Origin of the sequence: Ensifer sp. ENS10 (assembly GCF_014852025.1) — a bacterium.
In the GTDB taxonomy this organism is placed as follows: domain Bacteria; phylum Pseudomonadota; class Alphaproteobacteria; order Rhizobiales; family Rhizobiaceae; genus Ensifer.
The window spans coordinates 68,018-91,757 of the sequence record NZ_JACVAS010000017.1 but is presented as its reverse complement, the minus strand read 5'-3'; the positions used below and the strand labels follow the sequence as shown (position 1 = coordinate 91,757).

Here is a 23,740-nt window from a genome sequence, read left to right as displayed (position 1 = left end):
GCCGAGCCCGCTTGCCCGCCACACCAGCCCCGACAGCGGGATCAACACGATCAGCACCAGCCAACTCAGCGTGATCCCGAGCGACAGCCCAAAGCCAGGCAAAACACTCGGCTGGCGAAATCGCCAGCGGCTCCCATTGCGTCGGTCCGTCAAATTCCAGTCACCTTTTCAGCCCTGCAACCGCAAACGGTCGCGCCATCCCCTCATCCAAACCGATCATCAAGTCGCCGGTTGGCCGGCTTGTCAGAGCGCCGGTGTATTTCGGCGCCAAACTAACAATTTCACGGGCTCCAACAACGCAATTTTTTGACGCTGGGACGGGTCACAAGGAAACTGATTTCGCTTTTGAGCCGCGTCGATGGAAACACTCTACTGCGAATATAGTTCCATGCCGGATTGTCGATCGTGTGGACGTGAACTTCAGATAAGAAAATAAATACTATCGAATTTATAGATATTAGGCATTCCTTGCTTCTCCACCATCTGTCGCTTGCGCATAGTCGATCCAGAACCGGACCTGCTTGCAACGGGTCGTTGTAACTCCCGGATCGCCTTCGCAAGAGATTGATGTCATGGCAAAAACGCTCATCATTCCGGGATTGTTCGGGTCCGACGAGGGACACTGGCAACGCCATTGGTTGAGAGATCACCCGGATGCCGCACTGGTCGAACAGGTCGATTGGAACCGGCCGAGGCTCGATGATTGGCGCGATGCTCTCGAACGCGAAATCCTCCGGCATGGAATCGTCGACCTGGTGGCCCACAGCCTCGGCTCGGTTCTTGTTGCCAACCTGGCGCGGCGTCCCCTGGCAAGACATGTGCGCAGCGCACTGCTTGTTGCGCCCTGCGACCTTGACCCCACCGATCGCCTGCATCCCGGCGCCATCGATTTCGGCGCGATGCCCGACCTGCCGCTCCCTTTTTCCAGCCTCGTCGTCGGTAGCCTCAACGATCCCTATATGCCTTTCGATCGCCTGCGGCACGTTTCGACACGATGGGGGAGCCGTCTCGTCGACCTTGGCTATGCCGGCCATATCAATATCGCCAGTGGCTTCGGCCGCTGGTCGCATGGCTATGATCTGTTGCGCGTGCTGAACGGCATCGCGCGCCGGGAGCCGGCGCGTGCGCAACCGATCGAACTTGAGGTCATGGACCGCTCACCCGTGCCGAGCGGCCTGGCCTGAAGCCCTGTAAGGAGAGCTAGCCCGACGGGCTCTTCCACATGGCACTTGATGTTCAGATCGTTTCGCGCTCTAATAGCGCACTAACTTTATAGAGTATGCCGTCTAGGGATGACCATGCACCAAAGTGCCAGGCCAACCAGAACAACGGATACGGGCTCGGCCGCTGCCGCGGCGGGCGCTATGTTTTCCCGACCCCGCGACTATGTCGTATATCGAGACCTTGGTCGGCAATATTCACAATTCGGTCGGTGTCCGCGTTCCGAACCGAAACAGCCATGCATTTGAGACTTCGCCGGGGAGAACCGGCCATGGGAGAGTGCAGATGACTGTCCATGGATTGTTTGCGAAGGTCGCTCCCGAGGGAGCCGCTGCGAGAGCCAAACCGCATATCGCTATCATCGGCCGAGGCTTTTCCGGCGTGATGATGGCCATTGCGCTGATGAAGTCGGTGCGGACTGCGTTCCACGTCCACCTCTTCGATCCGCAGCCGACGATCAGCGGCGGGCAGGTGTTGGCCGCCGCCCAGAGTGGCGAGATCCTCAACAGCCGAGTGCGCGACCTTTCGGTCGCCGCCGGCCAGCCGGAGGATTTCAATGAGTGGCTGTTGGCGAATGCCGAATTCCGCGCGGCGGTTTCCGCCGCAATTCCCGGCTTTCAGCAGATCTTCGTGCCGAAGAGCATCTTCAGCGACTACGTCTATCAGCGCTTTTCCGAAGCGCTGACCCGCCGCCCCGATATTTCGATGCAGCTTTCCTGTCAGGCGGTACTGGGGCTGCGCAAGCAAGCCAATGGCCGCTTCCTGGTGGTGCAGGAGGAAGCAACGGTGGAGTGCGATGCCGTCGTGCTGGCAACCGGTTTCGGCCTGCGCCAGGGCGAGATGGAGATCGCCGAGGAGGAGAAGCCGCTGGTGCGCGCCCGCCGCCTCGTCGTGCCGCGTCATACGGTCCTGCTCGGTAGCGGCGTTCGGGTGGTCGACCGCCTGCTGCAATTGCGCGACAACGGCTTTGCCGGCGAGATCACCATTCTCTCCCGGCACGGCTTTCTGCCGCAGCCACACACGCGCCTCGCTGCGGCGCCGACCTTCCCTGTCGAGCCGATGCCGACCCGGCTCGGCGATATCGTTCGCTTCGTCCGGCAGGCTTGCGCGGAGGCGGAAGCTTCCGGCCTTGGTTGGCAGGCGGCCATGAACGGCCTGCGCAGGCGCGCTCGCTCTCTCTGGCAATCTTTGCCTGAGGAGGAAAAGCACCGGTTCAACCGGCACCTTCGGTCGATCTATGACAGCCACCGCAACCGCCTGCCGGCGCCCCTGCACCTGCGGCTCCAGCAGGAGCTTGCCGGCGGGCAAACCACCATTCGGAAGGGCTGGGCGGGCAAGCGCCGTCCTGATGGCTTGATGGTGCGCTGGGCGGGTGAGAGCGAGGAGACGTTGCTTTCCGCCGATCAGGTGATCGACTGTCGCTGCTCGGCGCCGGACCTTCGGGCACCGCTGATGCAGAGCCTTTTTGCCGGTGGCCTGGCGGAGCCGGACGAACTCAGTCTTGGGATTGCCGTCAGCCCGGCTGGCGAAGTTCTGGCCGCCGGGCAGCCGACGCGTAACCTCTATGCGATCGGACCGCTCGGCGTCGGCAGCCTGCCGGACATCGACCTGGTGCCCGAAATCGTGACTCAGACCTATGCGGCGGCGCGATTGATCGCCACCCGACATCGCGTGACGCTGAAAACCGGGTGACGGTACAACGCGATCTCCCGGGGCGTCAGCGTCGTGTCGCCCACGGTACCAGCCATCGCTCGAGCAGGCGCGCCGTTATCTCGAAGACGAAAGCGACGGCCGCGATAACGACAATGCCGGCGATCACCACATCGGTCACCAGAAACTGGGCAGCAGACTGGATCATGAAGCCGAGGCCGCGCGTTGCCGCGACAAGTTCGGCGGCCACCAGCGTCGACCAGCCTGCACCAAGCGCAATCCGGGTCCCGGTCAGGACCGAAGGCAGGGCGCTTGGCAGGATGACGTGGCGTAGCACCTGCAGCCGCGACGCGCCAAAGGCGCGGGCCGCGTTGATGTGATCGCTCGAGGTGGATTTGACGCCGGTCGCCGTGGACAGAATGATCGGCGGCAACATTGCGAGCGCAATGACCGCGATCTTGGAGGCCTCGCCGATTCCCAGCCAGATGATCACCAGCGGCAAATAGGCGAGCGGCGGCAGGGGGCGCAGGAATTCCACGATCGGATCGAGGATGCCTTTCCCGAGCCGGCTTGTGCCGATGGCAATACCGCCCGGCACGCCGAGGAGGATTGCGACTGCAAGAGCCCCGAAAATCCGCAGAAGGCTGGCGCCTACATGCTGGGCGAGGGTCGCGTCGACGAAGCCTGTGACGGCGAGGCTTTGCAGAGCCTTGTAGACGGCGAGCGGCGAGGGCAGGAAGAGCGTCGAGACGAGACCATAGCTTGAGGCAAGGCTCCAAAGGGCAAGCAACGCGACGATCGTCGCCAGGGATATCCAGGCGAGCGGTAGCGGCGATCTCGTCGTGCCCCGTTCCGGTTGCTCGACGATGCCCCGCGGTTGATGCGTCGTCGACGGGGCGCTTTCGATCGAGAGGCTCATGCGGCGATCCCTTCGTCTTCGGCATGGATGAGAGCGGTCAGTTCGTCATGCAAGCGCCGGAACGCAGGCGAACTGCGTATCTCGGCGAGCGATACACCGGTCAGAAGATCACGACCGAACGTGGTTGCGATCTCGCTGGCGATGCGCCCGGGATTAGGCGCGAGCACAATGATGCGGGTCGCGAGCAGAAGCGCTTCCTCGATACTATGGGTGATCAGGAGTGCGCCGACGCCGCTCTTCTGCCAGACATCGAGAAGAAACCCTTGCATCCGGCTGCGCGTGAGTGCGTCGAGTGCGCCGAGCGGTTCATCCATCAGCAGGAACTTCGGGTCTGAGGCAAGCGCCCTGGCGATACCGACCCGCTGGCGCATGCCGCCGGAGAGCTCCCAGACGTGTCGGTCCGCCGCATCGGGCAAACCGACCCGGTTGAGGAGGCTCCGCGCTCTCTCCAGCCGCTCCGGCCTCGCAACGCCGCGCAGGTGAAGCGGAAAGGCGACATTGTCGAGAGCGGTCAGCCACGGATAGAGCGCATCGTCCTGGAAAACCACGGCCCGATCTGCACCCGGACCCGCAACTGGCCGGCCATCGACGCAGACCTGACCGCTGCTTGCCGCCACGAAGCCAGCCGCCAGATTGAGAAGACTGGTCTTACCCGAGCCGGAGCGGCCGATGACGACAACGAATTCGTCGCGGGCGATCTTGAGGTCGATGGAAGCGAGAACAGGGGCGGCCCTGCTGTCGGAAGCTGCATAACGCAGCGTGACCTTTTCGAGGGAAAGAACGGACATCCTGCTGTTCCATATTGGGTGGCACGTCGGACACTCGCCCGGCTCTTTGAGACGGGCGAGCTATCGAACGGGGCGGGTCTCAGAACGAGAGCTTCGCTGCCTCCTGCGCCCATCGGGCGGAGACGTAGGGCGTGTAATCCGGAAGCACCGCGGGAATCTTGCCCTGCTCAAGCAGGAAGGCCGAGGTCTCGGCGATGGCCTTGGCCGTCGCTCCGCCCAAGAGATCGGAACCTGCCTGCTCTTCAAGCGAAGGGAAATAGTAGCCCTTGAGCAGGTTCGGCACCTCCTCAGGCTTTGCACCGGTGAGGCGGGCGATCTTCTCCACCTGCGGCGAACCGGCGTTCCAGCTTTCCGGCCTTGCGCGGTAATCCGCATAGGCGTCGCCGGTCACCTTGACGAAGCCGGTCACGACATCCGGATGCTCCTCGGCAAACTTCTTGCTGACGATCCAGGCATCGAAGGTAGGACCTCCCCATTTCGCCACGTCGCTCGAGGTCGCAAGCACGGTCGCGGTTTTCTTGATCTCGGAGAGCACCGGATCCCAGACATAGGCGCCGTCGATATCGCCGCGCTGCCAGGCAGCCGCGATTTCCGGGGGGCGAAGGTTGAGGATTTCGACCGACTTCGGATCGATGTTCCAGTGTTTCAGGGCCGTGAGCAGGCTGTAATGCGCCGTCGAAACGAAGGGGGTCGCGATCTTCTTGCCAGCAAGCTGCTCCGGCTTGTCGATGCCCTTGACTGCGAGGGCCTCGGCTTCGCTGATCAGTCCGACGACGAAGATGGTTTCGAGGGGGAGTTGCCGGCTGGCGGCAGCGGCGAGCGGCGACGAGCCGACATAGCCGATGTCGATCGACCCGGAGGCGAGCGCGGCGATCACGTCGGCGCCGCCATCAAACTTTTGCCAGGCGATCTTGGCTCCGGTGACCTTTTCGTAGGTGCCATCCGCCTGCGGCACCCGAGACGGCTCGACGATCGGTTGGTAACCGATTGTCAGCGTCGTTTCGGCGGCGTGAGCGGGGAAAGTGGCCTGGCTGGCCAGAAGCAGGGCCGCACTTGCGGCAAGAAGGGTGCGTCTGCGGATCGTCATTGTGTGCTCCTCAACGGTTGGGTCCTGGCCCCGCTGCGGAGCCTCATCACAATGCTGATTAAAAAGGTGGATTTTATATAGATAATTTATTTCCGCATTTCTCTGAACCGCAGTGGTCCCATTCCAAAATAGAGCCGTTTCGGCGCAGCTTCGTGCGCCTGCCGGGGCCTTGCCGAGAGGCTAGAGATCAAGGCCGCCGTAGCGGCCGTTGTGGTAGACGATCGGCTCGCCGGAGCCCGCGCTGATCGCCACGACCCGGCCGAGGATGATGGCGTGGCTGTGGCGCTCGATGATTTCCTCAACCTCGCAGTCGATCGCGGCCAATGCCCCGCTCAACGCTGACGCGCCGCTTGCCAGCCGAACCCAGTCGGCTCCCTCGTAGCGGGCAGGGCCCTTGGCTCCATCCAGGCCGGAGAAGCGCTCCGCCACCCTCTGGTGCTCTCGCGAGAGGACGTTGACGCAGAAATGCCGGTAGCGCTGGATGATCGGCCAGGTCGAAGACGTCCGGTTGATATTGACGATCATGGTCGGCGGGTCCACCGACAACGCCGTCGCCGAGGTGACGGTAGCTCCCGTCCGGTCGTCCCCGATGCCGGCAGTAATCACGGAGACGCCCCCTGAGAAATTGCGCATCGCCACCTTGAGGGCGGGCGCCGTGATCGGCTCGTAGCCGTTGCTGGTTGGAATACTTGCGTCGAATGCTGGAGATGCGGCGAGCGCGATCGTCATGGCCAGTCCCTCGAAAATTTCGCCTAATTCCCGATCGCAAACCGGCGATACGAGAAAAATTTTTCCTCGCATCAAAAATGATAGCCTGATTTTTGATTGTCAATAAATTTTATAGAGTTTATGTTTTTTGCAGTCGGCAAGGCGATCATGGCTGCCGAAACGAACTTACGAGGAGGCATTTGCCGATGAACACTGCGCCCGTAAAAATCCCCGAAAAGATCAATGTTCTCTGGTTTCTGCCGACCCATGGCGACAGCCGCTATCTCGGCACAGCGCGCGGCGGCCGCAATGTCGATATCAACTACCTGAAGCAGGTGGCTCAAGCGGCCGATTCGCTCGGCTACTACGGGGTTCTCATCCCGACGGGGCGCAGCTGCGAAGACAGCTGGGTGGTAGCCTCGGCACTAGCGCCGCTCACGGACAAACTGCGGTTTCTGATTGCGGTGCGGCCAGGCCTTCTATCACCGACGCTGGCGGCGCGCATGACGGCGACGCTCGACCGGCTCTCGAATGGGCGGCTTCTGATCAACGTCGTCACCGGTGGCGACCCGATCGAAAACAAGGGCGACGGTATCCACCTCTCGCACACCGAGCGCTACGAGCTGACCGAGGAGTTCCTCAACATCTACAAAGCCGTGCTTCGCGGCGAAGAAGTCGATTTCAAGGGAAACCACTTCGATATCGAGGGCGGGAAGCTCCTGTTCCAGCCGGTGCAGAAGCCGCATCCGCCGCTCTATTTCGGCGGCTCCTCAGGCAAGGGCCAGGAAGTGGCGGCGCGCACGATCGACAAGTACCTGACCTGGGGCGAGCCTGTCGAGGACGTTGCCAGGAAGATTGCCGAAGTTCGTGCGCTCGCCGATGCCGAGGGCAGGGACGTGACCTTCGGCATCCGCCTTCATGTGATCGTGCGCGAAACCGCCAAGGAGGCATGGCAGGCGGCTGACGAACTGATACAATATGTCGATGACGACACGATTGCCGCCGCACAGAAGGTGTTCGAGCGTATGGATTCGGTTGGTCAGAGCCGCATGAGCCGCCTGCATGGCGGCCGACGGGACAAACTTGAAGTCGCTCCGAATCTCTGGGCCGGGGTCGGCCTGGTGCGCGGCGGCGCGGGCACGGCCCTTGTCGGCGACCCCGACCAGGTGAAGGCTCGCATGGAGGAATACCGTCAGGCGGGCATCGATAGTTTCATCCTGTCCGGCTATCCGCATCTGGAGGAGGCCTATCGTTTCGGTGAACTGGTGCTGCCGAACCTGCCGCTTGCCCATGCGGTTCCGGCCCGCGAAGCGTCGATCAACACCGGGCCGTTTGGCGAGACGATTGCCGGCGATCATCGTCCGAAACTGAAGGTTTCCCAATCGTGACAGGACCGACGCGCCGAACCGTGATCGCAATCGTCGGCGGCGGCTTCACCGGTGCGGCGGTCGCTGCAAATCTCGCGCGGAACGCAGCAAGCGACGGCGCGAGCATCATCGTCTTCGAGCCGCGGGCGCGCCTCGGCGCGGGCCTCGCCTATGACACGGACAATCCTGCGCACCGTATCAATGTGCCGGCCGCGCGCATGAGCCTGATCCCCGATGATCCCGACGATTTCCTCAACTGGATGGCTGCAAAAGGTGAACCGCGCAGCGATCCCGAGGCTCTGGCGGTCGATGGCAATCTCTATCCGCGCCGAGCGGTCTTTGGTCGCTACGTCTGCGAGTTCGTCGCACCGTTCCTGAAAAGTGGAAGGGTCGAGCATCGGCGCGAACGTGTCGCGCATATCGAGCGCCACGGGGATCGTTGGCGTCTGAGTAGCTCAGCCGGCACCGAACTGCTGGCCGATATCGTCGTTATCGCCACCACCCATCCGGCGCCCTGTGCCCCCCGGCGCCTGGATCAGGCACTTGACGGCCACCCGCGCTATGTGACCGATTCCACGGTCGCAGGTGCCTTGGCTTGCATCCGCACCGATGATCACGTCCTTGTCGTCGGAAACGGGCTGACGGCAGCCGACGTGATTGCCTCGCTGGGGCTCGCCGACCATCGCGGGCCGGTCGTCGCCCTTTCACGCCGGGGCTTGCGGTCACGCGGCCATGCCGCAGTGCCCCAGGAGCCGTTCGGCGATTTCACCAGCGACCCGGTGCGAACCGCGCTCGAACTACTGAAGCGGGTCCGACGTGCCGTGCAGGACGCGGCAGACATCGGTACGAACTGGCATGGGGTTTTCGACGCGCTTCGCAGCCAGGGTGGCCAGATCTGGCGGGCCCTGCCGGTGGCGGAGCGCCGCCGCCTCGTGCGCCATCTGCGTCCCTTCTGGGACGTTCACCGTTTTCGCGTGGCGCCGCAGATCGATGGAAGGATCCTGCATGGGCTGGAGCAAGGGCGGCTCCGAATTCTCGGAGCTTCGATCGAGGAGGTGGAGAGACGCGGTCATGTCATCGCCGTCGATATCCGTCACCGACACACCGGTCACCGGGAGCGCCTGCTGTTCGATGCCTGTGTGGTGACGACCGGCCCGGCCCATACCGGCATCCTCTCGAGCCAGGGCTGGCTTGCAGACCTTGCTTCACAGGGATGGCTACGTTTGGATGACGTGGGTTTGGGGCTCGCCTGCGACGAGGCAAGCCGCGCGATCGGGGTGAACGGCACGGCTGAGCCATCGCTGATCGTTGCCGGACCGCTGGCGCGCGGTACCTTCGGTGAACTCATGGGCCTGCCACAGGTCAACGATCACGCGATTTTCGTCGCCGAAGAGATTGCAGGCATGCTGCTGAAGCCTGAGCGAAGCGGCCGACGTGTCGCTTCCGTGGCAAAAATCCAGCGAAGGCCGGTAACGACCGTCCGCGGCGCTGCTAGCCATTGACCGGCGTGGTTTCACCATCGAGACGCCGCGACCAGTCCTCGACCATGCGCGTCTGCAGGCGCTTGGCCGCATAGTCCCGCCAACTAGACGGGAGAATGGCAAGATTGGCGATCTCTTCAAGCGCGTGGCGATTGAGCGTATCGACGTAGAGAAAGTGCCAGAGCCGGGCGATCGTCCACTCGGGATGACGGCGCTCGACGAGGTGCATTCGCTCGCCGGCCGAAACCAGTCCGGCTTCGATGACGCGATAGTACCAGCCGGTGCGGCTGGATTGCTGAAGGCGCCGCGCCATGTCGGGCAAGCCGAAGCGACGGTTCAGTTTCCAGCAGGGCTGCCGGCCCTGGCTCACTTCCAGAAGGGCGCCGCCGAGGCGAAACCGATCTCCGACCGCGACATCGCCCTCCGTCAGGCCCAGGGTCGAGAGATTTTCGCCGAAGGCGCCCGGCTGTTTTAACAGCGGTATGAAGCCGATTTCGTCCGTCCAGGCCCGATAATGATCCCGCGGGTAGTGATGTACGGCCTTGTCGACACCGCCGTGCCTTTTGAGATCGCCCTGATGATCGCCGGAAAAGCCAGTGGCACAGAGCTCAACGGCGCCGTCCAGCGGATGTTTGTCGATACCGCTCAGGGTTCCCCGATCGTCGATCGGCGCGAGGCTGCCGACGAGCAAGGCGTCGAGCGTGATCGGCTGCCGATCAATCATCGATCTGCTCCAGCCAATCGCCAATCATCGCTGCGGCGGCGCGCTTCAGACCGGGGCCGAAGCGCTGGGCATCGGCACGAAGATCCGGCACGCTCAATCCTGCTGCCGCCAATTCGCAGGCATGGCCGACCAACCAGCGTTCGAAGGCAGCACCCGTTTCAGCCTCAGGATGAAACTGCAGGCCGAGGACCTTCCGTCCACGCATGAAAGCCTGCTGTGCGATCTGCGGCGTCGACGCCAGCAAGTCAGCGCCGGGCGGCAGGTCATAGGTGTCGCCATGCCAGTGCAACACGGAAATGTCGGCGAGATGACGGAGAGGTGAGGCGAGGCCTGAAGCAGAGAGGCTCAGCGGCGAAAAGCCGATCTCCTTGATGCCGGAGGAATAGACGCGAGCATCGAGCGCTCGAGCGATCAGTTGCGCACCCAGGCAAATGCCAACGGTCGGCCGATCGGCAGCAAGACGCGCTTGCAGCATCGCGACCTCGTCCGCAACGAAAGGATAGGTCGTATCCTCATAGACGCCGATCGGGCCACCGAGCACGATGAGAAGGTCCGGTTCGGGCGGATCGAACGAAAGATAGTCTGCATCGCCGACATCTCGATACTCGATATCAAACCCTGCCGCGTGCAGCGGAGCCGCAAAGGTGCCAAGGTCTTCGAAATGCACGTGCCGCACGGCAACGGCCTTCTTTGCAGTCATCATCCGTCTCCTCTAGCGGCGTCCATCATGCGTGTCGGGGACCGAGCAGCCGTCGCTCGTGCACCCGAGCGTTTCCGGACCTGCTGCGGCGAAATTCGGGATCGGCGCGGCGAGCAACGTGGCAAGGCGGGCGCCGATGACCATGTCGTCTTCGATCCCGAAGCGATGATGTTCAACGTGACCGTCACGGCCGATGATGATCGCTGTTGGCGTGCCGCGCATGCCGTAGCGCTCCATCGTCTTCGGTATTGGCCCTTCATCCGATGGTTGATCGACGGCGATCGGGAAGGTTAGGCGGTATTCGTGAATGAAGGCCTTGAGCGCGTCCGGCGTCATGACCGCGTGATGCTCGAACACGGAATGCAGGCCGATGACCTGCAGGTCGGTCTCGCGAAAGACGGTCTTGACGCGCTGAGTCTGCGGCAGGCCGTGCGATACACAGGCGGGGCAGAGCATCTGAAAGGCATGGAGGAAAACGACCCGGCCGCGCAGCCGTTCGAGGCTGAAGGGCGCAGGCGTATTGAACCAGGTCGAAACGGCGAGTTCCGGGGCGGCGATCCGATAGTTGCTGTTCATTGTCATCTCCGGAGATGGCCGGACGGGCGCTGCCGTCCGGCCGCCTTGTCAGGCCGCTTCGCGAACGAGCTTCACACCGGGGAAATCGACCGGTACGGCAAGCGCGACGTTGATGTAGTTCGTGAAGAGATTGAGCGCGACATGGGCGATGATCTCGACGACATCCTGATCGTCGTAACCGGCATCACGCAGCGCCCGCACTTCGGCATCAGTGATGTGGCCGCGTGCTTCGACGAGTTTTTGGGCGAAGGTCAACGCCGCCGCCGTCTTCGGGTCGGACGACTTGCCCCGTTGCGCATTCGCCATTTCTTCCGCGGTCGCCCCGGCCTTGCGGCCAAGCGCGGTATGGGCGGCCAGGCAATAGTGGCAATCGTTGCGGTCGGCGACGGCAACGGCGATCTGCTCGCCGAGCTTGGCGCCGAGACGGCCGTTTCCGAGCGCGCCGAAAGAACCCCACATGCTGGCAAGGGCAGCCGGCGAGTTGGCGACCGCCCGGAACATGTTGGGGGCGATGCCGAAGGCGGAGCGGATCTCGCCAAGCAACTCGCCACTGGCGCCGGTTGCCGAATTGGGGTCAACTAGATTAATTCTGCTCATGGTTTTCTCTTTCTATTTGCGTGGAGGGAGAAAATTGCCGGTCCGCCGATGGCAGTCGTCGGACCGGCGCCGACATCATCGGCACCCGCTCGCGGTACTGAGAACGGTGCTCGCGGGCTCCGATGTTGAAGCTGGTGGCGAGAGCATGGCCGCTCGCTCGGTCTTGCGCCGGGCTCGGCTGCCGGCGCGTGTGTTTCCTTTCATTCTCATTTCAGGCCGCGCCGCGGTTGAAAACCCGCCAGGCAGCGTCCCGGTCCGCATCGTCGGCGCTTTCAAATTCACCGCAGTCGACGCGTAACTCCGCCGGCCCGAATGCGGCATCGACGAAGGCGCAATGGTGCGGTGCCTTCGGATCGTCGTAGACATGGGGGCGGAAGTAGCGACAGTTGACGCACATGCGCTGTTCCGGAATGGCGCCAGCCGACTGCAGGCGGCGGATGATCCTGACGAGATGCATCAGCAGGTCCTCCTGCTCAAGCTTGGAGAGGCTCGCGATGGCGTCCTCCGTGGCCGATGCCAGTTGACCGGCCTGGCGAACCGCGGCCTCGCCCTGCAGCGTCACGGCCACTGAAAGGGCCCGCGCGTCGTTGGGGTCGGCCCGTTTCTCGACAAGCCCCTTGCGCAGGAGCGCATTGACCGAATCCGTCGTCGTCGGCTGGCTGACGCCGAGATAGGCGGCGATCTGTTTGACGCGCATACCGCTCCGGTCGCGGGCGACGAGAAAGGTAAGTATCTGCAATTGCGTCGGATTGAGGCCGATCGCCTCGGCGGCCGTCCAGGCCTCGCTGCGCATGGCCGTTGCCACGCGCGATAGCCCGTCACCAATCCGGCCGACCAAGGTGGGTGTATTGCCAGGTTCGTTGCTCATGGTGTCATTAGTATAGGAATCCTATGTATTGTCAACGAGCGTTAGAAAAGCGCTGCGAATTTGACGCGCATCAAAGTAGAGGGGGCAGCGCGGGCCTATTTCTCTGCTCGAACAACCCGAGCCACGGGCTGGTCGCTCAAATGGAGAAGACGATGTTGAATGCAATCAAGAGCGGATTGGGTATCGCCATCGCGGCAATGCTTGTCGCAGCACCTGCAGCCGCCGCAGACTTCGAAGTGCACATGCTGAACAAGGGCAAGGACGGTGCGATGGTGTTCGAGCCGGCGTCGCTGAAAGTTGCGCCCGGCGACACGGTCACCTTCATCCCGACCGACAAGGGGCACAATGTCGAATCCATCAAGGGCATGATCCCGGATGGCGCCGAAGCTTTCAAAAGCAAGATCAATGAAAACTACAAGGTGACCTTTACCGCTCCCGGGGTCTACGCCGTCAAATGCACGCCGCACTACGGCATGGGCATGATCGGCGTTGTCCAGGTCGGCGACGCTCCTGCCAACCTTGACGCCGTGAAGGCTGCCAAGAATCCGAAGAAGGCGCAGGAGCGCCTGGATGCCGCCTTGGCGGCGCTCGGAAACTAAGCGCCTGGCTACGCTTCGGAGCGGGGTGGGGACAGGCCGCTCCTGGCGACCGCGCACTGGGTGAGGCGCGACGCCATCATGCGGAACCAATGCGAAGGCTTCGCGTTGGTTCCGCATGGATCAGATCACTGCCGAGTTGTTCCCGCCTTCACAGATTCCCTATCCCGTCATATTTGCGCGCATCCTCGGTGCGCTGTTTTTAGGTGCCGTCATCGGCTTCGAGCGCGAGGCAAAGGCGCGGCCGGCGGGGCTCAAGACCCATATGCTCGTCTGCCTTGCCGCCTGCACCTTCGGCATCATCTCGCTCGAAAGCGTCCGTCTCGGGGGTTTCTTCGACGATCGCGTCCGCCTCGATCCGTTGCGGGTTGTGGAAGCGGTGACGGCGGGCGTCGCCTTTCTCGCCGCCGGTACCATCGTGCTTTCCAGGGGTGAAGTTCAGGGGATAACGACTGGCGCCAGCCTGTGGCTCGCGGGGGCCATCGGTCTTGCGGTGGGCTTCGGTCAGTGGGTTGTTGCCGGTTTTGCAGTTGCCTCCGCCTTCTCTGTCCTCTTCGTCATCGGCTCCATCGAGGCGCGGGCCATGCCCCACCAAAGGCCGGACGTCGAACCACGGGACGAGGCGAGCAATACCCAGGCCAGGCGTTAGGATTGACCTTCACGCGATTTGATCGAGCGCCCGGTCATCTCGAAAAGTTATCAATTTGCATGAGTTAACGACGATACTATTCTGATGTTTATAGATATTATCGATTGCTGTACGAGATCGTTATCCCAGCTCATTCTCGTCAAATCCCAGGCCGACAGAGCGTTATGCAGGGAAAGATTCTGGCGCGCCGGAAGCGTGCTGCTTCTCGTCCGCATGGCAGCGATCGGCCTCACCGAAAAATAGAATATACCTATCTAAACAATATATTGCGCCATTTATCTCATCTAATTTGTGGCACGATGGCCGAACGCGCCGCGCGTGGACGGTTTGAGCACAGCGCGCTCCTGGTCGATGGCGGATCGCACCAAATCTGTTCGGCAATTCCTGCCGAAACCGCTAAAGTCGACAGACGCTGTATCAAGGAAGGTTCGATGGACTCCACCGGTTCCCTTGCTGCCAAATTGCTATCGGCGACGCTGTTGTTCGACCAGACGTCTTTGTCCGCATTGGAGGCTTTGGCCGCCAACTCCGATCGCAGGATCTTGCGCCGCGGCGAAGTTCTCGTTCGTGAGGGAGACCGCTCGGACCGGTTCTTCGTCGTTCTGTCGGGCCGCTTCACGGTGCACCGGGAGGGAACTGCCCAGCCTGTCGCCGAGATCGGCCAGGGCGAGCTTGTCGGTGAGGTCGGCTTCTTTGCCGCGCTGCCCCGTATTGCCACCGTGATTGCAGCGCGTGATTCCATCGTACTCGAGATTCGCGACGACCAGTTCGAGAGGGCTGCCAAGGCGTTGCCCAGCCTGCGCCAGTCGGTGACGACGTTTCTCGCGCGCCGGTTCGCCATGCAGTCTCCAGCGCCGGCGCATACCAAGCATCCCTGCAGGCTTCGGACGCTGGCGATCGTTCCTGCGGGCAGCAGTCGTATTTCCCCTGATTTCATCGCACAGCTCCGTACCGCATTTGCTGCGGACAAGCGGGCCGTGTTCCTGACGCGAAGGGATCTCGAAGACCGCTTCGCCAGGCTTCCGATCGACGATCAGCCGGTGCTCGACTGGCTGAACCATCTCGAGATCAAGGCGGATATCATCGTTTATGTCGCCGATGACGAGCCAAGCGACTGGACGCGTGTGTGTATCCGCCAGGCTGACAACGTCCTGCTGTTTGCCGATGCATCCGACCCGCCGGGCCTCAGCCCCTGCGAGGCGTTGGCGCTCTCGGTCCATACGCCGTCCAACCTTCGGCTTGTGCTTGTTCACCGGACGCGCGCGGCAACGGTTACCGGAACTGCCGCCTGGCTCGACGCACGGCCCGGCGTTCGCCAGCATCACCACGTTTCGCTGGAAGATCGGTTGGATGTCGAACGTCTGGCCCGTTTCCTCTCAGGTAAGGCCAGGGGCTTTGTCGCTGCCGGCGGGGGCTCGCTCGGCTGCGCGCATATCGGTGTCTACAAGGCATTCGTCGAGGCGGGTGCGTCCTTCGACTATCTTGGCGGCACCAGTTCCGGAGCCGCTATCATGGCTGGCTTCGCCAGCGGATTGGACGCCGACGCCATCGATCGGGGAACACACCTCATCTTCGTCAAGAGCCGCGCGTTTCGTCGCCTCACCTTGCCGCAATATGCGCTGCTCGATCACAAGGTGCTCGACCGCACGCTGCACGCGGAATATGGCGACGTTCTGATCGAGGACCTCTGGCTTCCGTTCTTCGCTCTATCGACCAATCTCAGCAGCCGGCAGGCGCATGTCCATCGCCGGGGAAAACTTTGGCAGGCTGTCAGGGCGTCAGGCTCGATCCCCGGCGTCCTGCCGCCGTTCTTTACGGCCGAAGGCGATATGCTTGTCGATGGGGCCATCATGAACAATCTGCCGCTGGAGCAGATGAAAGAACTCAAAACCGGCCCCAATGTGGTCGCGAGCCTGGGATCCGACGGACCACGGAAGCATCATGTCGACTATGACAGTATTCCGGGAGCGTCCGAACTGGCGGTGCGGATGCTCACACCCTTCGGTCGTGCCAACCTGCCGAAGGTCCCGAGCGTGATCCAGGTGATCACGGCGAGCGTGCTGGCCCACAGGCCGGAAGAAGTCATGCTCGGTGAATGCGACCTGCTCGTCTCCCCGCCAATTTCGAGCGCAATCGGGTTCATGGACTGGAGCCGGCATTCCGAGCTCTACGTCGAAGCTTACGACTGGACGAAACGATGGATCGAGGGCCGCCTCAGCGAGAGCGACCCGAAGCTGCTGCAGATACTTGGCATTCCGTCTGGGCACGAGCTATCGCAGGCAATCGGTAGCAGGGGCGTATTCGGTGGTTGAAAATGTGGCGGTGAAACGTGATTGTCTTGGAGTTCCGCGTGAATATCATCGCTCATTCCGAATTGTCACCGTCCTCTTGCGGTTGTAGTATTTTAGGATAGCCTTGTGGGGGATTGGCCCGCATCGGCTATTCCGTTTGGTGGTGAGAAAGATCAATAAATAGAGAGCCCTCGGACAGGCAGCGGCTCGAATTCGAAATGCTTCGTCCCCGGATTGGTATGCCGATCGGGTTCCCTTGGATGTACCTGCGGGACGTCTTTGGCATACGGCGCACGGCAAGCGTGTGCCCCGCCACAGTGTTCCCATTTGCCTGAAGTGGATCGACACGATGCCTGAGAAAAAAGATCTAGACCCGACCGCAAAGCCCTTAAGCGCCCAAGATCTGAGAAAGCAGATGCTCCAGCGCGAAATGGAGGAGATGGACAAGGAGCGGCGGCTGAAAGCCCTCGAAGAACAGAAGCATGCCGACTTTGCCGCTGATTTTCTCAAAGAACATGTGACGGAAGAGGAAATTGGTATCGTCCGCCGCCTTGTCACAAACGCCGTCAAGGCCGGTAAATTCGAGGCGTTGGTCTATAGCTTCCCCTCCGAGCTTTGCACGGATAGCGGACGCGCCATCAACAGCGCTGACCGTGACTGGCCGCAGACCCTGCAGGGCAAGGCGAAGGAATTTTTCGATCGCTATCAGACATACGGCAAGCCGCAGGGCTATAAGCTGAAGGCGATGATCATCAACTTTCCGGGCGGTGTGCCCGGCGATGTCGGGTTCTTCCTGAACTGGGCTCCGGACAAGGCCTGAAGCTTGTCGCGCAAAAGTGCGCAGCGGTTTTGCGACAACGACATTTGAAATATCAAGAACTTAAAGCGCAAGGAGCGAATCTGAAAGATCGCGACGCGCTTTAGGCGCGACCATACCCGGTGTCGAATGACCCGCCGGCATCGGTGGTTCCGCATTCCTACTATCAGGGAACGCTCAACCGTTTCTGTAAGCCCGCGCCAGAAGGCGCGGGCTTATCAGCCTTAGAAAACGTCAGGTACGGTTCTGCGAATGTGATCGTCGTCTGCGAAGCCGTCCGGTCGCTTCTGGCGCTTGCCGAGGTCCGGTTCGGAAAACTTCACGCGCTCATAGGGGATCGAGGCGAGAATATGCGAGATGCAATTGATCCGCGCCCGCTTCTTGTCGTCTGACGGTACAATCCACCAGGGCGCATACTCCGTGTCCGTCATGCGGATCATCTCGTTATAGGCCCGGGTGTAGTCCCACCAGCGCTGATAGGATTCGACATCCATCGGGCTGAGTTTCCACTGGCGCAACGGGTCTGCGATGCGTTGACGGAACCGGCGCTCCTGTTCCTTCTCGCTGACATCGAGGAAGTATTTCAGCAGGACGATGCCGCTTTCGACCATTGCCGCTTCGAAGCGGGGTGCGAGTTCGAGGAAACGTCGGGCGCTGTCATCCGAGCAAAAGCCCATGACGCGTTCCACGCCCGGGCGGTTGTACCAGGACCGGTCGAAAATCACCACTTCGCCGGCCGCCGGCAGGTGTTGAATGTAGCGTTGCATGTAGATCTGCGATTTTTCCCGCTCCGTTGGCGCGGGCAGGGCCGTGACCCGGAAGACACGGGGGCTGACGCGCTCGGTAAACCGCCTGATCACGCCGCCCTTGCCAGCGGCATCGCGTCCTTCGAAGACAATGACGATGCGGGCGCCGGTCTTCTTAACCCAGGCCTGCAGGTGTGCGATCTCTTCCTGCAGCCGGGCGAGTTCCTTGGCGTAACCACTGGATGATCGTTCCTCTGATGCCGCTGCTTCGGCAGCGGCGCCGTTCTTTTCCTTATTCTTTTTCTTGCCTTCGTGTTTTCCCATCGTTCCCTCCCGTTTCGATACTGCGCGCTGTTTTCATGGCGTCGGAGTTCGCAGTGATTTCCCCGTCCGCCGTCTTACCTTCGCCGTATCGGGCCTCGTAGGCGTCGAGCGCGTCCTCCATGCCCTCGAAGACCATGCTCGGGCCAATTCTTTCGATGATGCCCGCCCGGTCGAGGAGGGCGCGGGCATCCGTGTGCAATTCCGCCAGGCCGAGCGCAATGTCGCGCGCCTTTAGTTCGTCGGCCAGTTCCCCGAGCATCTCGGCGGCGGTGCTGTCGATCTGGGGGATCGCACTGGCATCGATGACCAGCCAATGGGCCGGCGGCGGCAATTCGTCGGCAATGGCCGTCAAGCGCTCCCGCACATAGTCCGCATTGTAGAAAAGCAGGCTGTCCTGGATCATGCAGGCGCCGAAGCCCGGCACAGGACGTGCATCCGGTGCGCGATGCAGCTTATAGAAGCCGTCCCGACCAGGAATCCTGCCGAGTAGGGCGTCGTGCGGATACATGGCCTGCAGCAGCAGATAGATCAGCGTTGCGGCAATGGCGATGACCACGCCGTTCAAGACGCCGAGCCCGATCGGTCCCCACAAGGCGATCAGAGCGAATACGAATTCGATCCGGTTGACGCGCCATATGCGCCTCAGGCCTTCGAGGTCGATCAAACTGAGTGCGGTTGCCGCGAGAATCGCACCCAACGCGGCGATCGGCAGGATGCGCAGAACGCTGCCGAGAAACACAAGCACCGCCATGAGGGTCGCGGCCGCGACCAGGCTTGCGATTTGTGAACGACCGCCGACGGCAAAGTTGACGGCGGTGCGGGAATCCGAAGCCGTGACCGGAAACGTGCCGAACAGCCCGGCGGCGAAGTTTGCCGCACCGAAGCCCGTCAGTTCACGGTTCGGATCGACGCGGTAGCCGCCGAGCGTTGCGAAACTACGCGCGGCAATGACACCGGAGCCGAAGCTGACGAGGAAGATGGCGGCTCCGCCGGTCAGCAAGGCATCAATCGGCAGGTTCCCAATGCGCGGCAGGACGAGCGACGGCAGCCCTTGCGGTATGTCGCCGACGACCGCCATTCCGTGTCCCTCGAAGTCAAAGAGAAAGGAAAGCAGCACAGCCAAAAAAACGACTATTACCGGGCCAGGTATGGGCGAGCGATAGATGCGGGCCACTTGCAAGAGTGCAAAACAGGCCAAGGCGAACGCCAGGGTGGGCCAATGGATCGAACCGGCTTGCCGCAGGAGTTCGAGCACAGGTGATACCAAGCCCTCGGACTCGATATTGACGCCGGTAAAGCGCTTGATCTGCCCAACCAGGATCGACAGCGAGATGCCGGCGAAAAAGCCGGTCAGGATCGGGCGTGACAGAAAGGTCGCCAGCACCCCGAGCCGTACAAGGCGCGCAATCAGGCATAGGATGCCGACGATCAGCGCCAGCAGCGCGGCTGCTGTCACGCGGTCGACCGTCGCGCCGGATGTAGCGAATACCGTTGTCAGAACCGCTGCCAACACGGTCATCGTGGCAGCGTCCGGACCAACGATGAGCTGGCGCGACGGGCCGAAGACCGCATAGGCGATGAGCGGCGTGATGCTGGCATAGAGGCCGGTTTCGGCGGGCAGTCCGGCTATGGCCGGGTAGGCGATGGCGCTGGGAAGGCCAACGGCGGCAATTGCAAGTCCGGCGGAGATATCGTTGCGTAGCCATCCGACGCGGTAACCTTCCAGGTTCGCGAGCAAAGGCAGGCGAGGCAGAGTAAATGCCATGCTCGGGCCCCCGGACTATGCCTCCTCCAGCCGGCAACGATTCCGCGCCGAACAAGAGGGCCAAACGAATGAACCATAGCATCGCGAATATTAGAGATGCAAAACTTTTCGTTTTGCCTGGCCACGCACGATGCGCAAAAGTTGCAGCGTCCGCTCAGTGAAAGCCTCCACAACGTGTGCCTGATACTGATCTCACCGCGGAGCGGCTTGAGACCGCTCGTCTGCAGATGCGCCTACGCCGGACACCCGAAGCCCAGGTCGCCTTAATTGGACGCGCGCGCCCGCCCCGCAGGATGCCCGAAGGGCGGTGAGGGCGGGCTCTATCCCTTCACGTATCGCGGGCTCTCAACGATCCTTCCATCCCGAATGCGCATGTTAACTCCGCGAACCCGGTCCGTCTCGTTTTTGCTTCAACGCAGCTGCCGGCGGATGATCCCGCGGTCGTTGCTGGCCTGCTCGAAGTCGCATATCTGGACGATCCGACGCGAATTCCTGCCTTGGTCGACGAAGCGCTGGAAAGGCTGCTCGTCCGGCGCAAAACTCAACATAGCGCGTGAGAGTGCCTGCGAGATTTCCCGCCGGCGAAGGACGTTCCGCAACGCGGGTGTCGCCGGATTGCAAGGCTTCCGTGACAGAGCGCTGCGCGCAACTGAGGCGCAAGATGGCGCACCACACCGAACGGCGCAGTCCATGGAAATGCCGTCCGGGCGTCGCTGTTAAACCTTGGGCATGACGCCTTTGTTGACCAGCCATGTCTCGAAGGTGCCCGGGCATCCTTCGTTGAGCCATCTTCCCCGGTAAGAGAAACCGGGGGTGGCGCGTCCGCCGCTGACGAAGCCTTCGTCGTAACGACCGATCGCACCAACTGTTTTATGCATCTTTCCGGGATGTTTCTTCTTGGCCTTTGAGAATTTCACTGGATACCCCCACGCATTACAACCGTGAAGTCATAGCGTCTCACAGTGCACGCAGCCGTCAAGGATTAGACAAATGCGTAAATGGGGTTAGAAAACTGGCCAAGTGCCGCTCCGCCGATAGCCACATGCGGAAGCCTGCCGCGCCGACAGGCTTCACATCGTTCTCGGCTCCGAAGAGTTCGGGCCACGGTTCGACCGTAGTCCGTATTCGTGGTTGCCGAATTCATCCTAATTGCCCCCGGATAATCCGCCGCCGCTGGCGGTGATGGTCTGGCTGCCTTGATGACGTCCGCGTCGTGCACGACCTTGCCGCCGAGCAGGGTCAGGACGGAGCGGACCGTGTCGATCTCGCCCACCGGCATGGTCATGTGCGGTTTGTCGAGCACGGCAAGGTCGGCGAGCTTGCCCGCGGAAAGCGTACCGCGATCCTCTTCCGCAAAGCCGATCCATGCGGCGCTTCGCGTATAGAGACGAAGCGCTTCTTCGCGCGTCAGCAACTGATCATCCGCCTTTTGCACCGTACCTCCGGTCGAACACACCCTGTTCGATCCAGCGGTAATAACGCCGTTTGACTGTCTAATAGGGGCCGAAGCGGTCTTCGGGCATGTCACGCCAGCGGGCACCCGATCGGGCAAGCCACAACACCGAGTCGAAGAACCGGCGCCCGTCGCTGCGCGGGCCGCGCCTGCCTTTGCGACCGCCGGGCGCAAACGGCTTCAGCCGCTCCCACTGATCATCCCTGAGAACCTCACCATCCATCGCCAACCTCCAAAAGTCAGCGTTGAATCTGATCTGCCCCCAAAACGGAATCCCAAATGGTTAATTCGTCACCACAGCCTAATCCATTCTGGAGGAAATTCTCAGGGGCAGGTCAGGCGGCGCTGAAATAGTTTGTGCATTCGGCTGGAACAGGGCACAAGAGTTTCACTCTCCGTGGGTCGGGGGCCAGTTGCCCGAGTAGACGGTGGCCAGGATGGTCTGCTCCCGGACTTTCTTTATCCGCTTGCGGAACGGATCATGGCTCGCGATTTCGAGCATCAGTGAAAGACGGGCCGAGCGCATCGCATCGCTGAGCCTACGTTTCGGCGGGTCGGCCAGGATTGGCGGTAGATGTCGAGTTGCAGATCCGCTGCTCATTGCAGGCTAAAGCGTTTGGTGACCATTTCTCGCCCGAAGTGAGCAAGCGCTGCCCGACGATCGGGTATCATTGATTAAGCTCTCCATTTGTGCGGCAAGGCGGCTGGCTCCAGCTGCGCCCTCAGCCAAGCCGTAAAAACCTTGCCGCAAGGACAGCTCGCATGTCGAGGGCTCGAACGCTTCAGAGAACGCCTCTTCTACCCTAGACGATCAGCGGGGGACCAATGGAAAGCGCGCGCAACGCCGAACCCCACGAGATCGGCAGCGGCGTAGACACTTGTGGGTAAGATCGGCGCCGGGAAGCACTCTCACCTCTCGGCCGTGGTTCACCGCACCTGCTCCTGTTGCCACCGCGGCGCCAAGCTCTCAAGCTCTCGCGTTCCCATGATCGACGGAACCGAGGCTGGAACGTGAGACATCACCTCGTTGGCAACGTGCTGTGCAAGATCTGAACATCGCTGCCACCGTTAGCGGCGCCTACCTAAGAATTACTACCTATGAATTAGTTGTCTTGGATAAGGGCCGGCTCCAAGACGGTTATGCCGTTCTCGACGCCACGGATGTTGCAGTGCAGGTTTGTTCGAAATCCGTAGATCCCGTTGCTCGTCGAGCCGCCGCCATTTCGCTGTCCTAAGCTCGCACCGCCGGACATCGGCAATCATGCTGTTGCCGACCGGCGGACGCTTAACTCGCCAAGGCGCCGCGCCTTCGTCGTGGAGTCATGATAAGCGACGGCCTGCGTGCGGGCTGCGCTTCCCAATTGCTTACGCAGCGCCGGGTCCGACGCCAATCTCTGCATCGCCACCGACATGCCGGCAACGTCGCCCTCGGAGACAAGGTATCCTGTCCGCCCAGGGACGACCTGGCTGGCAATTCCGCCGATCGCAGTGGCGATGACTGGTAAAGTGCAGGCCATCGCCTCGACGATCGACACCGGCGACCCTTCCTTGATGCGCGAATGCCTGGATGAAAATGTCGTGCCGTGGCAGCTCCTTGGCCAGGCTCAATTAAGGCGGAGTTTCTTGACCAAGTCTCTCTAGACTTTCGCGCTCTGGCCCGTCGCCGAAAACATCAAGCCTCGCCTTCGGATTGAAAATGGCGACGCGCGAAAAGGCGCTTATCGAGATATTATAGCCTTTTTCCTTGGACAATCGGGAGACCATCACAAACCGCAGCCTCGCGCATTCCGAGAACCTGAACCGCCTCGGCATTCTGCCCCGGCGCCTCGGCTTCCCGGCCAATGGGCCGAGGCGGGTGTCCGGGAACGCAACTGGTTTGCCAATGTCAGGACGATCAGCACGAGCCCGCCACCGCTGGCGACCTATCCGAGAGCGTTGGGTGAAAAAGGAAGATCACGCTCAGAAAGAGCGGCGTCCAAGGAAAATCAACGCCAAGCGCGAAATTCCCCGCGCCGTCTTCTCTTGAGTAAGCTGACGCATAAGGTGTCCACCAAAATAGGTGGACACCAAGTCGTGGAAGAAGATGATCAAAAACTGAGTGTGAGGCGAAGGACCACCGATCAGCCGCCCAACCGCTTCCAGAGACCCGGAGGTCCGTTGTGGGTATGGTTCTTGTCCCCAAAACCCCAGCCGGGACGTGTGCCATTGGACTTGGCAATGGCGCGCGAACTCAGGCTCGTACCAAGGAGGAGGGTAATCGCCGGAGGTGTTACAACGGCAAAACGCCCGGCCTTCTTGAGAAAATCTCTTCGAGCCTGCGCTTCAGTTTCCAGTCCCTCAGGGATCATTTCTGAGTCGTTTCTCTTCTCCATTGCCCTGGCTCCTTTGGAAACACTCATGAACAGTATACATC

At 61.7% G+C, this 23,740-nt stretch carries 24 protein-coding genes and 2 pseudogenes; 8 read left to right on the top strand and 18 right to left on the bottom strand.

What is annotated here, in order from left to right; all coding sequences use genetic code 11:
• A pseudogene (locus IB265_RS37130) lies at window positions 1–153 on the bottom strand (molybdate ABC transporter permease subunit); the annotation flags it as partial.
• Window positions 154–572: 419 nt separating this feature from the next.
• On the opposite strand from IB265_RS37130, the gene IB265_RS34375 reads away from it, so the two are divergent.
• Both IB265_RS34375 and IB265_RS34370 read left to right on the top strand, forming a co-directional pair.
• Window positions 573–1,184, top strand: coding sequence for an alpha/beta hydrolase (locus IB265_RS34375; protein WP_057252129.1), 612 nt, complete (start codon window positions 573–575; stop codon window positions 1,182–1,184).
• 322 nt (window positions 1,185–1,506) lie between these two features.
• A complete protein-coding gene (locus tag IB265_RS34370; protein ID WP_057252130.1) occupies window positions 1,507–2,913 on the top strand; it encodes an FAD/NAD(P)-binding protein in 1,407 nt (468 codons plus the stop codon).
• Between the two features lie 25 nt (window positions 2,914–2,938).
• Here the strand turns inward: IB265_RS34370 and IB265_RS34365 are convergent, their stop codons facing one another.
• The 4 genes from IB265_RS34365 to IB265_RS34350 all read right to left on the bottom strand — a co-directional run bounded on the left by IB265_RS34365 (window position 2,939) and on the right by IB265_RS34350 (window position 6,394).
• Window positions 2,939–3,790, bottom strand: coding sequence for an ABC transporter permease subunit (locus IB265_RS34365; protein WP_113133758.1), 852 nt, complete (start codon window positions 3,788–3,790; stop codon window positions 2,939–2,941).
• On the bottom strand, window positions 3,787–4,578 hold the full coding sequence (locus IB265_RS34360) for a taurine ABC transporter ATP-binding protein (protein WP_112997242.1): 792 nt from the start codon (window positions 4,576–4,578) through the stop codon (window positions 3,787–3,789). Before IB265_RS34360 ends, IB265_RS34365 begins: the two co-directional genes overlap by 4 nt.
• Before the next feature lie 79 nt (window positions 4,579–4,657).
• Entirely contained in the window at window positions 4,658–5,665 is a 1,008-nt protein-coding gene (gene tauA / locus IB265_RS34355; protein ID WP_057252132.1) for a taurine ABC transporter substrate-binding protein, read from the bottom strand.
• Between the two features lie 180 nt (window positions 5,666–5,845).
• Window positions 5,846–6,394 (bottom strand): flavin reductase family protein, encoded by a 549-nt coding sequence (locus tag IB265_RS34350; protein ID WP_082615924.1) that lies wholly within the window; start codon window positions 6,392–6,394, stop codon window positions 5,846–5,848.
• 185 nt (window positions 6,395–6,579) lie between these two features.
• Between IB265_RS34350 and ssuD the strand changes: the two genes are divergently transcribed.
• Together ssuD and IB265_RS34340 are read left to right on the top strand one after the other, a co-directional pair.
• Window positions 6,580–7,761, top strand: a complete 1,182-nt coding sequence (ssuD, locus tag IB265_RS34345) for an FMNH2-dependent alkanesulfonate monooxygenase (protein WP_057252133.1) — start codon at window positions 6,580–6,582, stop codon at window positions 7,759–7,761.
• Window positions 7,758–9,242 (top strand): FAD/NAD(P)-binding protein, encoded by a 1,485-nt coding sequence (locus IB265_RS34340; protein ID WP_244495663.1) that lies wholly within the window; start codon window positions 7,758–7,760, stop codon window positions 9,240–9,242. Before ssuD ends, IB265_RS34340 begins: the two co-directional genes overlap by 4 nt.
• Here IB265_RS34340 and IB265_RS34335 read toward each other — a convergent pair.
• The 5 genes from IB265_RS34335 to IB265_RS34315 all read right to left on the bottom strand — a co-directional run bounded on the left by IB265_RS34335 (window position 9,232) and on the right by IB265_RS34315 (window position 12,686).
• Entirely contained in the window at window positions 9,232–9,945 is a 714-nt protein-coding gene (locus IB265_RS34335) for an MOSC domain-containing protein (protein WP_057252134.1), read from the bottom strand. The two genes, IB265_RS34340 and IB265_RS34335, sit on opposite strands and share 11 nt — an antisense overlap.
• The gene (locus IB265_RS34330) at window positions 9,938–10,645 is read right to left on the bottom strand and encodes a glutamine amidotransferase (RefSeq protein ID WP_057252135.1); all 708 of its coding nucleotides are present in this window, start codon (window positions 10,643–10,645) and stop codon (window positions 9,938–9,940) included. Before IB265_RS34330 ends, IB265_RS34335 begins: the two co-directional genes overlap by 8 nt.
• A 12-nt stretch (window positions 10,646–10,657) precedes the next feature.
• Window positions 10,658–11,221 (bottom strand): redoxin domain-containing protein, encoded by a 564-nt coding sequence (locus tag IB265_RS34325; RefSeq protein WP_112997240.1) that lies wholly within the window; start codon window positions 11,219–11,221, stop codon window positions 10,658–10,660.
• A 48-nt stretch (window positions 11,222–11,269) separates the two neighbouring features.
• The gene (locus IB265_RS34320; RefSeq protein ID WP_057252136.1) at window positions 11,270–11,818 is read right to left on the bottom strand and encodes a carboxymuconolactone decarboxylase family protein; all 549 of its coding nucleotides are present in this window, start codon (window positions 11,816–11,818) and stop codon (window positions 11,270–11,272) included.
• A gap of 211 nt (window positions 11,819–12,029) precedes the next feature.
• Complete coding sequence (locus IB265_RS34315; protein ID WP_057252137.1) at window positions 12,030–12,686, bottom strand: MarR family winged helix-turn-helix transcriptional regulator; 657 nt, start codon at window positions 12,684–12,686, stop codon at window positions 12,030–12,032.
• 152 nt (window positions 12,687–12,838) lie between these two features.
• On the opposite strand from IB265_RS34315, the gene IB265_RS34310 reads away from it, so the two are divergent.
• From IB265_RS34310 to IB265_RS34295, 4 genes are all read left to right on the top strand, one after another.
• A complete protein-coding gene (locus IB265_RS34310) occupies window positions 12,839–13,285 on the top strand; it encodes a pseudoazurin (RefSeq protein ID WP_082615927.1) in 447 nt (148 codons plus the stop codon).
• A gap of 115 nt (window positions 13,286–13,400) precedes the next feature.
• Entirely contained in the window at window positions 13,401–13,931 is a 531-nt protein-coding gene (locus IB265_RS34305; RefSeq protein WP_192496014.1) for an MgtC/SapB family protein, read from the top strand.
• Between the two features lie 431 nt (window positions 13,932–14,362).
• Window positions 14,363–16,243: a patatin-like phospholipase family protein gene (locus IB265_RS34300; RefSeq protein ID WP_162733741.1), complete on the top strand. Its 1,881-nt coding sequence runs from the start codon at window positions 14,363–14,365 to the stop codon at window positions 16,241–16,243.
• A 328-nt stretch (window positions 16,244–16,571) separates the two neighbouring features.
• Window positions 16,572–17,042 carry a hypothetical protein gene (locus IB265_RS34295; protein WP_057252140.1) on the top strand — a complete coding sequence of 157 codons (471 nt, stop codon included), beginning with the start codon at window positions 16,572–16,574 and terminating at the stop codon, window positions 17,040–17,042.
• A gap of 221 nt (window positions 17,043–17,263) precedes the next feature.
• Here the strand turns inward: IB265_RS34295 and ppk2 are convergent, their stop codons facing one another.
• The 8 genes and pseudogenes from ppk2 to IB265_RS34255 all read right to left on the bottom strand — a co-directional run bounded on the left by ppk2 (window position 17,264) and on the right by IB265_RS34255 (window position 23,699).
• Complete coding sequence (gene ppk2, locus IB265_RS34290) at window positions 17,264–18,109, bottom strand: polyphosphate kinase 2 (RefSeq protein WP_113133760.1); 846 nt, start codon at window positions 18,107–18,109, stop codon at window positions 17,264–17,266.
• Window positions 18,078–19,874 (bottom strand): SulP family inorganic anion transporter, encoded by a 1,797-nt coding sequence (locus IB265_RS34285; RefSeq protein WP_112997236.1) that lies wholly within the window; start codon window positions 19,872–19,874, stop codon window positions 18,078–18,080. The genes ppk2 and IB265_RS34285 overlap by 32 nt, the downstream gene beginning before the upstream one ends.
• A gap of 716 nt (window positions 19,875–20,590) precedes the next feature.
• The gene (locus tag IB265_RS34280; protein WP_143033022.1) at window positions 20,591–20,791 is read right to left on the bottom strand and encodes a hypothetical protein; all 201 of its coding nucleotides are present in this window, start codon (window positions 20,789–20,791) and stop codon (window positions 20,591–20,593) included.
• A gap of 65 nt (window positions 20,792–20,856) precedes the next feature.
• A complete protein-coding gene (locus tag IB265_RS34275; RefSeq protein WP_057252142.1) occupies window positions 20,857–21,309 on the bottom strand; it encodes an amidohydrolase family protein in 453 nt (150 codons plus the stop codon).
• Window positions 21,305–21,550, bottom strand: a pseudogene (locus IB265_RS34270) (transposase); the annotation flags it as partial. The gene IB265_RS34275 and the pseudogene IB265_RS34270, both read right to left, overlap by 5 nt.
• 1,036 nt (window positions 21,551–22,586) lie before the next feature.
• Window positions 22,587–22,880, bottom strand: a complete 294-nt coding sequence (locus IB265_RS37435; protein ID WP_309140582.1) for a glycosyltransferase — start codon at window positions 22,878–22,880, stop codon at window positions 22,587–22,589.
• A gap of 55 nt (window positions 22,881–22,935) precedes the next feature.
• Window positions 22,936–23,091, bottom strand: coding sequence for a glycosyltransferase (locus tag IB265_RS37900; protein ID WP_375293107.1), 156 nt, complete (start codon window positions 23,089–23,091; stop codon window positions 22,936–22,938).
• Between the two features lie 356 nt (window positions 23,092–23,447).
• Complete coding sequence (locus IB265_RS34255; protein WP_113480109.1) at window positions 23,448–23,699, bottom strand: hypothetical protein; 252 nt, start codon at window positions 23,697–23,699, stop codon at window positions 23,448–23,450.
• Between the last annotated feature and the right edge of the window lie 41 nt (window positions 23,700–23,740).

Coding starts and splice junctions, on each gene's coding strand:
- ppk2 (WP_113133760.1), bottom strand. CDS start 18,109: ATGGGAAAACACGAAGGCAAGAAAAAGAATAAGGAAAAGAACGGCGCC.
- IB265_RS34285 (WP_112997236.1), bottom strand. CDS start 19,874: ATGGCATTTACTCTGCCTCGCCTGCCTTTGCTCGCGAACCTGGAAGGT.
- IB265_RS37900 (WP_375293107.1), bottom strand. CDS start 23,091: ATGGTCTCCCGATTGTCCAAGGAAAAAGGCTATAATATCTCGATAAGC.
- IB265_RS34310 (WP_082615927.1), top strand. CDS start 12,839: ATGTTGAATGCAATCAAGAGCGGATTGGGTATCGCCATCGCGGCAATG.
- IB265_RS34375 (WP_057252129.1), top strand. CDS start 573: ATGGCAAAAACGCTCATCATTCCGGGATTGTTCGGGTCCGACGAGGGA.
- IB265_RS34255 (WP_113480109.1), bottom strand. CDS start 23,699: ATGGAGAAGAGAAACGACTCAGAAATGATCCCTGAGGGACTGGAAACT.
- IB265_RS34305 (WP_192496014.1), top strand. CDS start 13,401: ATGGATCAGATCACTGCCGAGTTGTTCCCGCCTTCACAGATTCCCTAT.
- IB265_RS34325 (WP_112997240.1), bottom strand. CDS start 11,221: ATGAACAGCAACTATCGGATCGCCGCCCCGGAACTCGCCGTTTCGACC.
- IB265_RS34320 (WP_057252136.1), bottom strand. CDS start 11,818: ATGAGCAGAATTAATCTAGTTGACCCCAATTCGGCAACCGGCGCCAGT.
- IB265_RS34300 (WP_162733741.1), top strand. CDS start 14,363: ATGGACTCCACCGGTTCCCTTGCTGCCAAATTGCTATCGGCGACGCTG.
- IB265_RS34315 (WP_057252137.1), bottom strand. CDS start 12,686: ATGAGCAACGAACCTGGCAATACACCCACCTTGGTCGGCCGGATTGGT.
- ssuD (WP_057252133.1), top strand. CDS start 6,580: ATGAACACTGCGCCCGTAAAAATCCCCGAAAAGATCAATGTTCTCTGG.
- tauA (WP_057252132.1), bottom strand. CDS start 5,665: ATGACGATCCGCAGACGCACCCTTCTTGCCGCAAGTGCGGCCCTGCTT.
- IB265_RS34330 (WP_057252135.1), bottom strand. CDS start 10,645: ATGACTGCAAAGAAGGCCGTTGCCGTGCGGCACGTGCATTTCGAAGAC.
- IB265_RS34335 (WP_057252134.1), bottom strand. CDS start 9,945: ATGATTGATCGGCAGCCGATCACGCTCGACGCCTTGCTCGTCGGCAGC.
- IB265_RS34370 (WP_057252130.1), top strand. CDS start 1,507: ATGACTGTCCATGGATTGTTTGCGAAGGTCGCTCCCGAGGGAGCCGCT.
- IB265_RS34295 (WP_057252140.1), top strand. CDS start 16,572: ATGCCTGAGAAAAAAGATCTAGACCCGACCGCAAAGCCCTTAAGCGCC.
- IB265_RS34350 (WP_082615924.1), bottom strand. CDS start 6,394: ATGACGATCGCGCTCGCCGCATCTCCAGCATTCGACGCAAGTATTCCA.
- IB265_RS34365 (WP_113133758.1), bottom strand. CDS start 3,790: ATGAGCCTCTCGATCGAAAGCGCCCCGTCGACGACGCATCAACCGCGG.
- IB265_RS34360 (WP_112997242.1), bottom strand. CDS start 4,578: ATGTCCGTTCTTTCCCTCGAAAAGGTCACGCTGCGTTATGCAGCTTCC.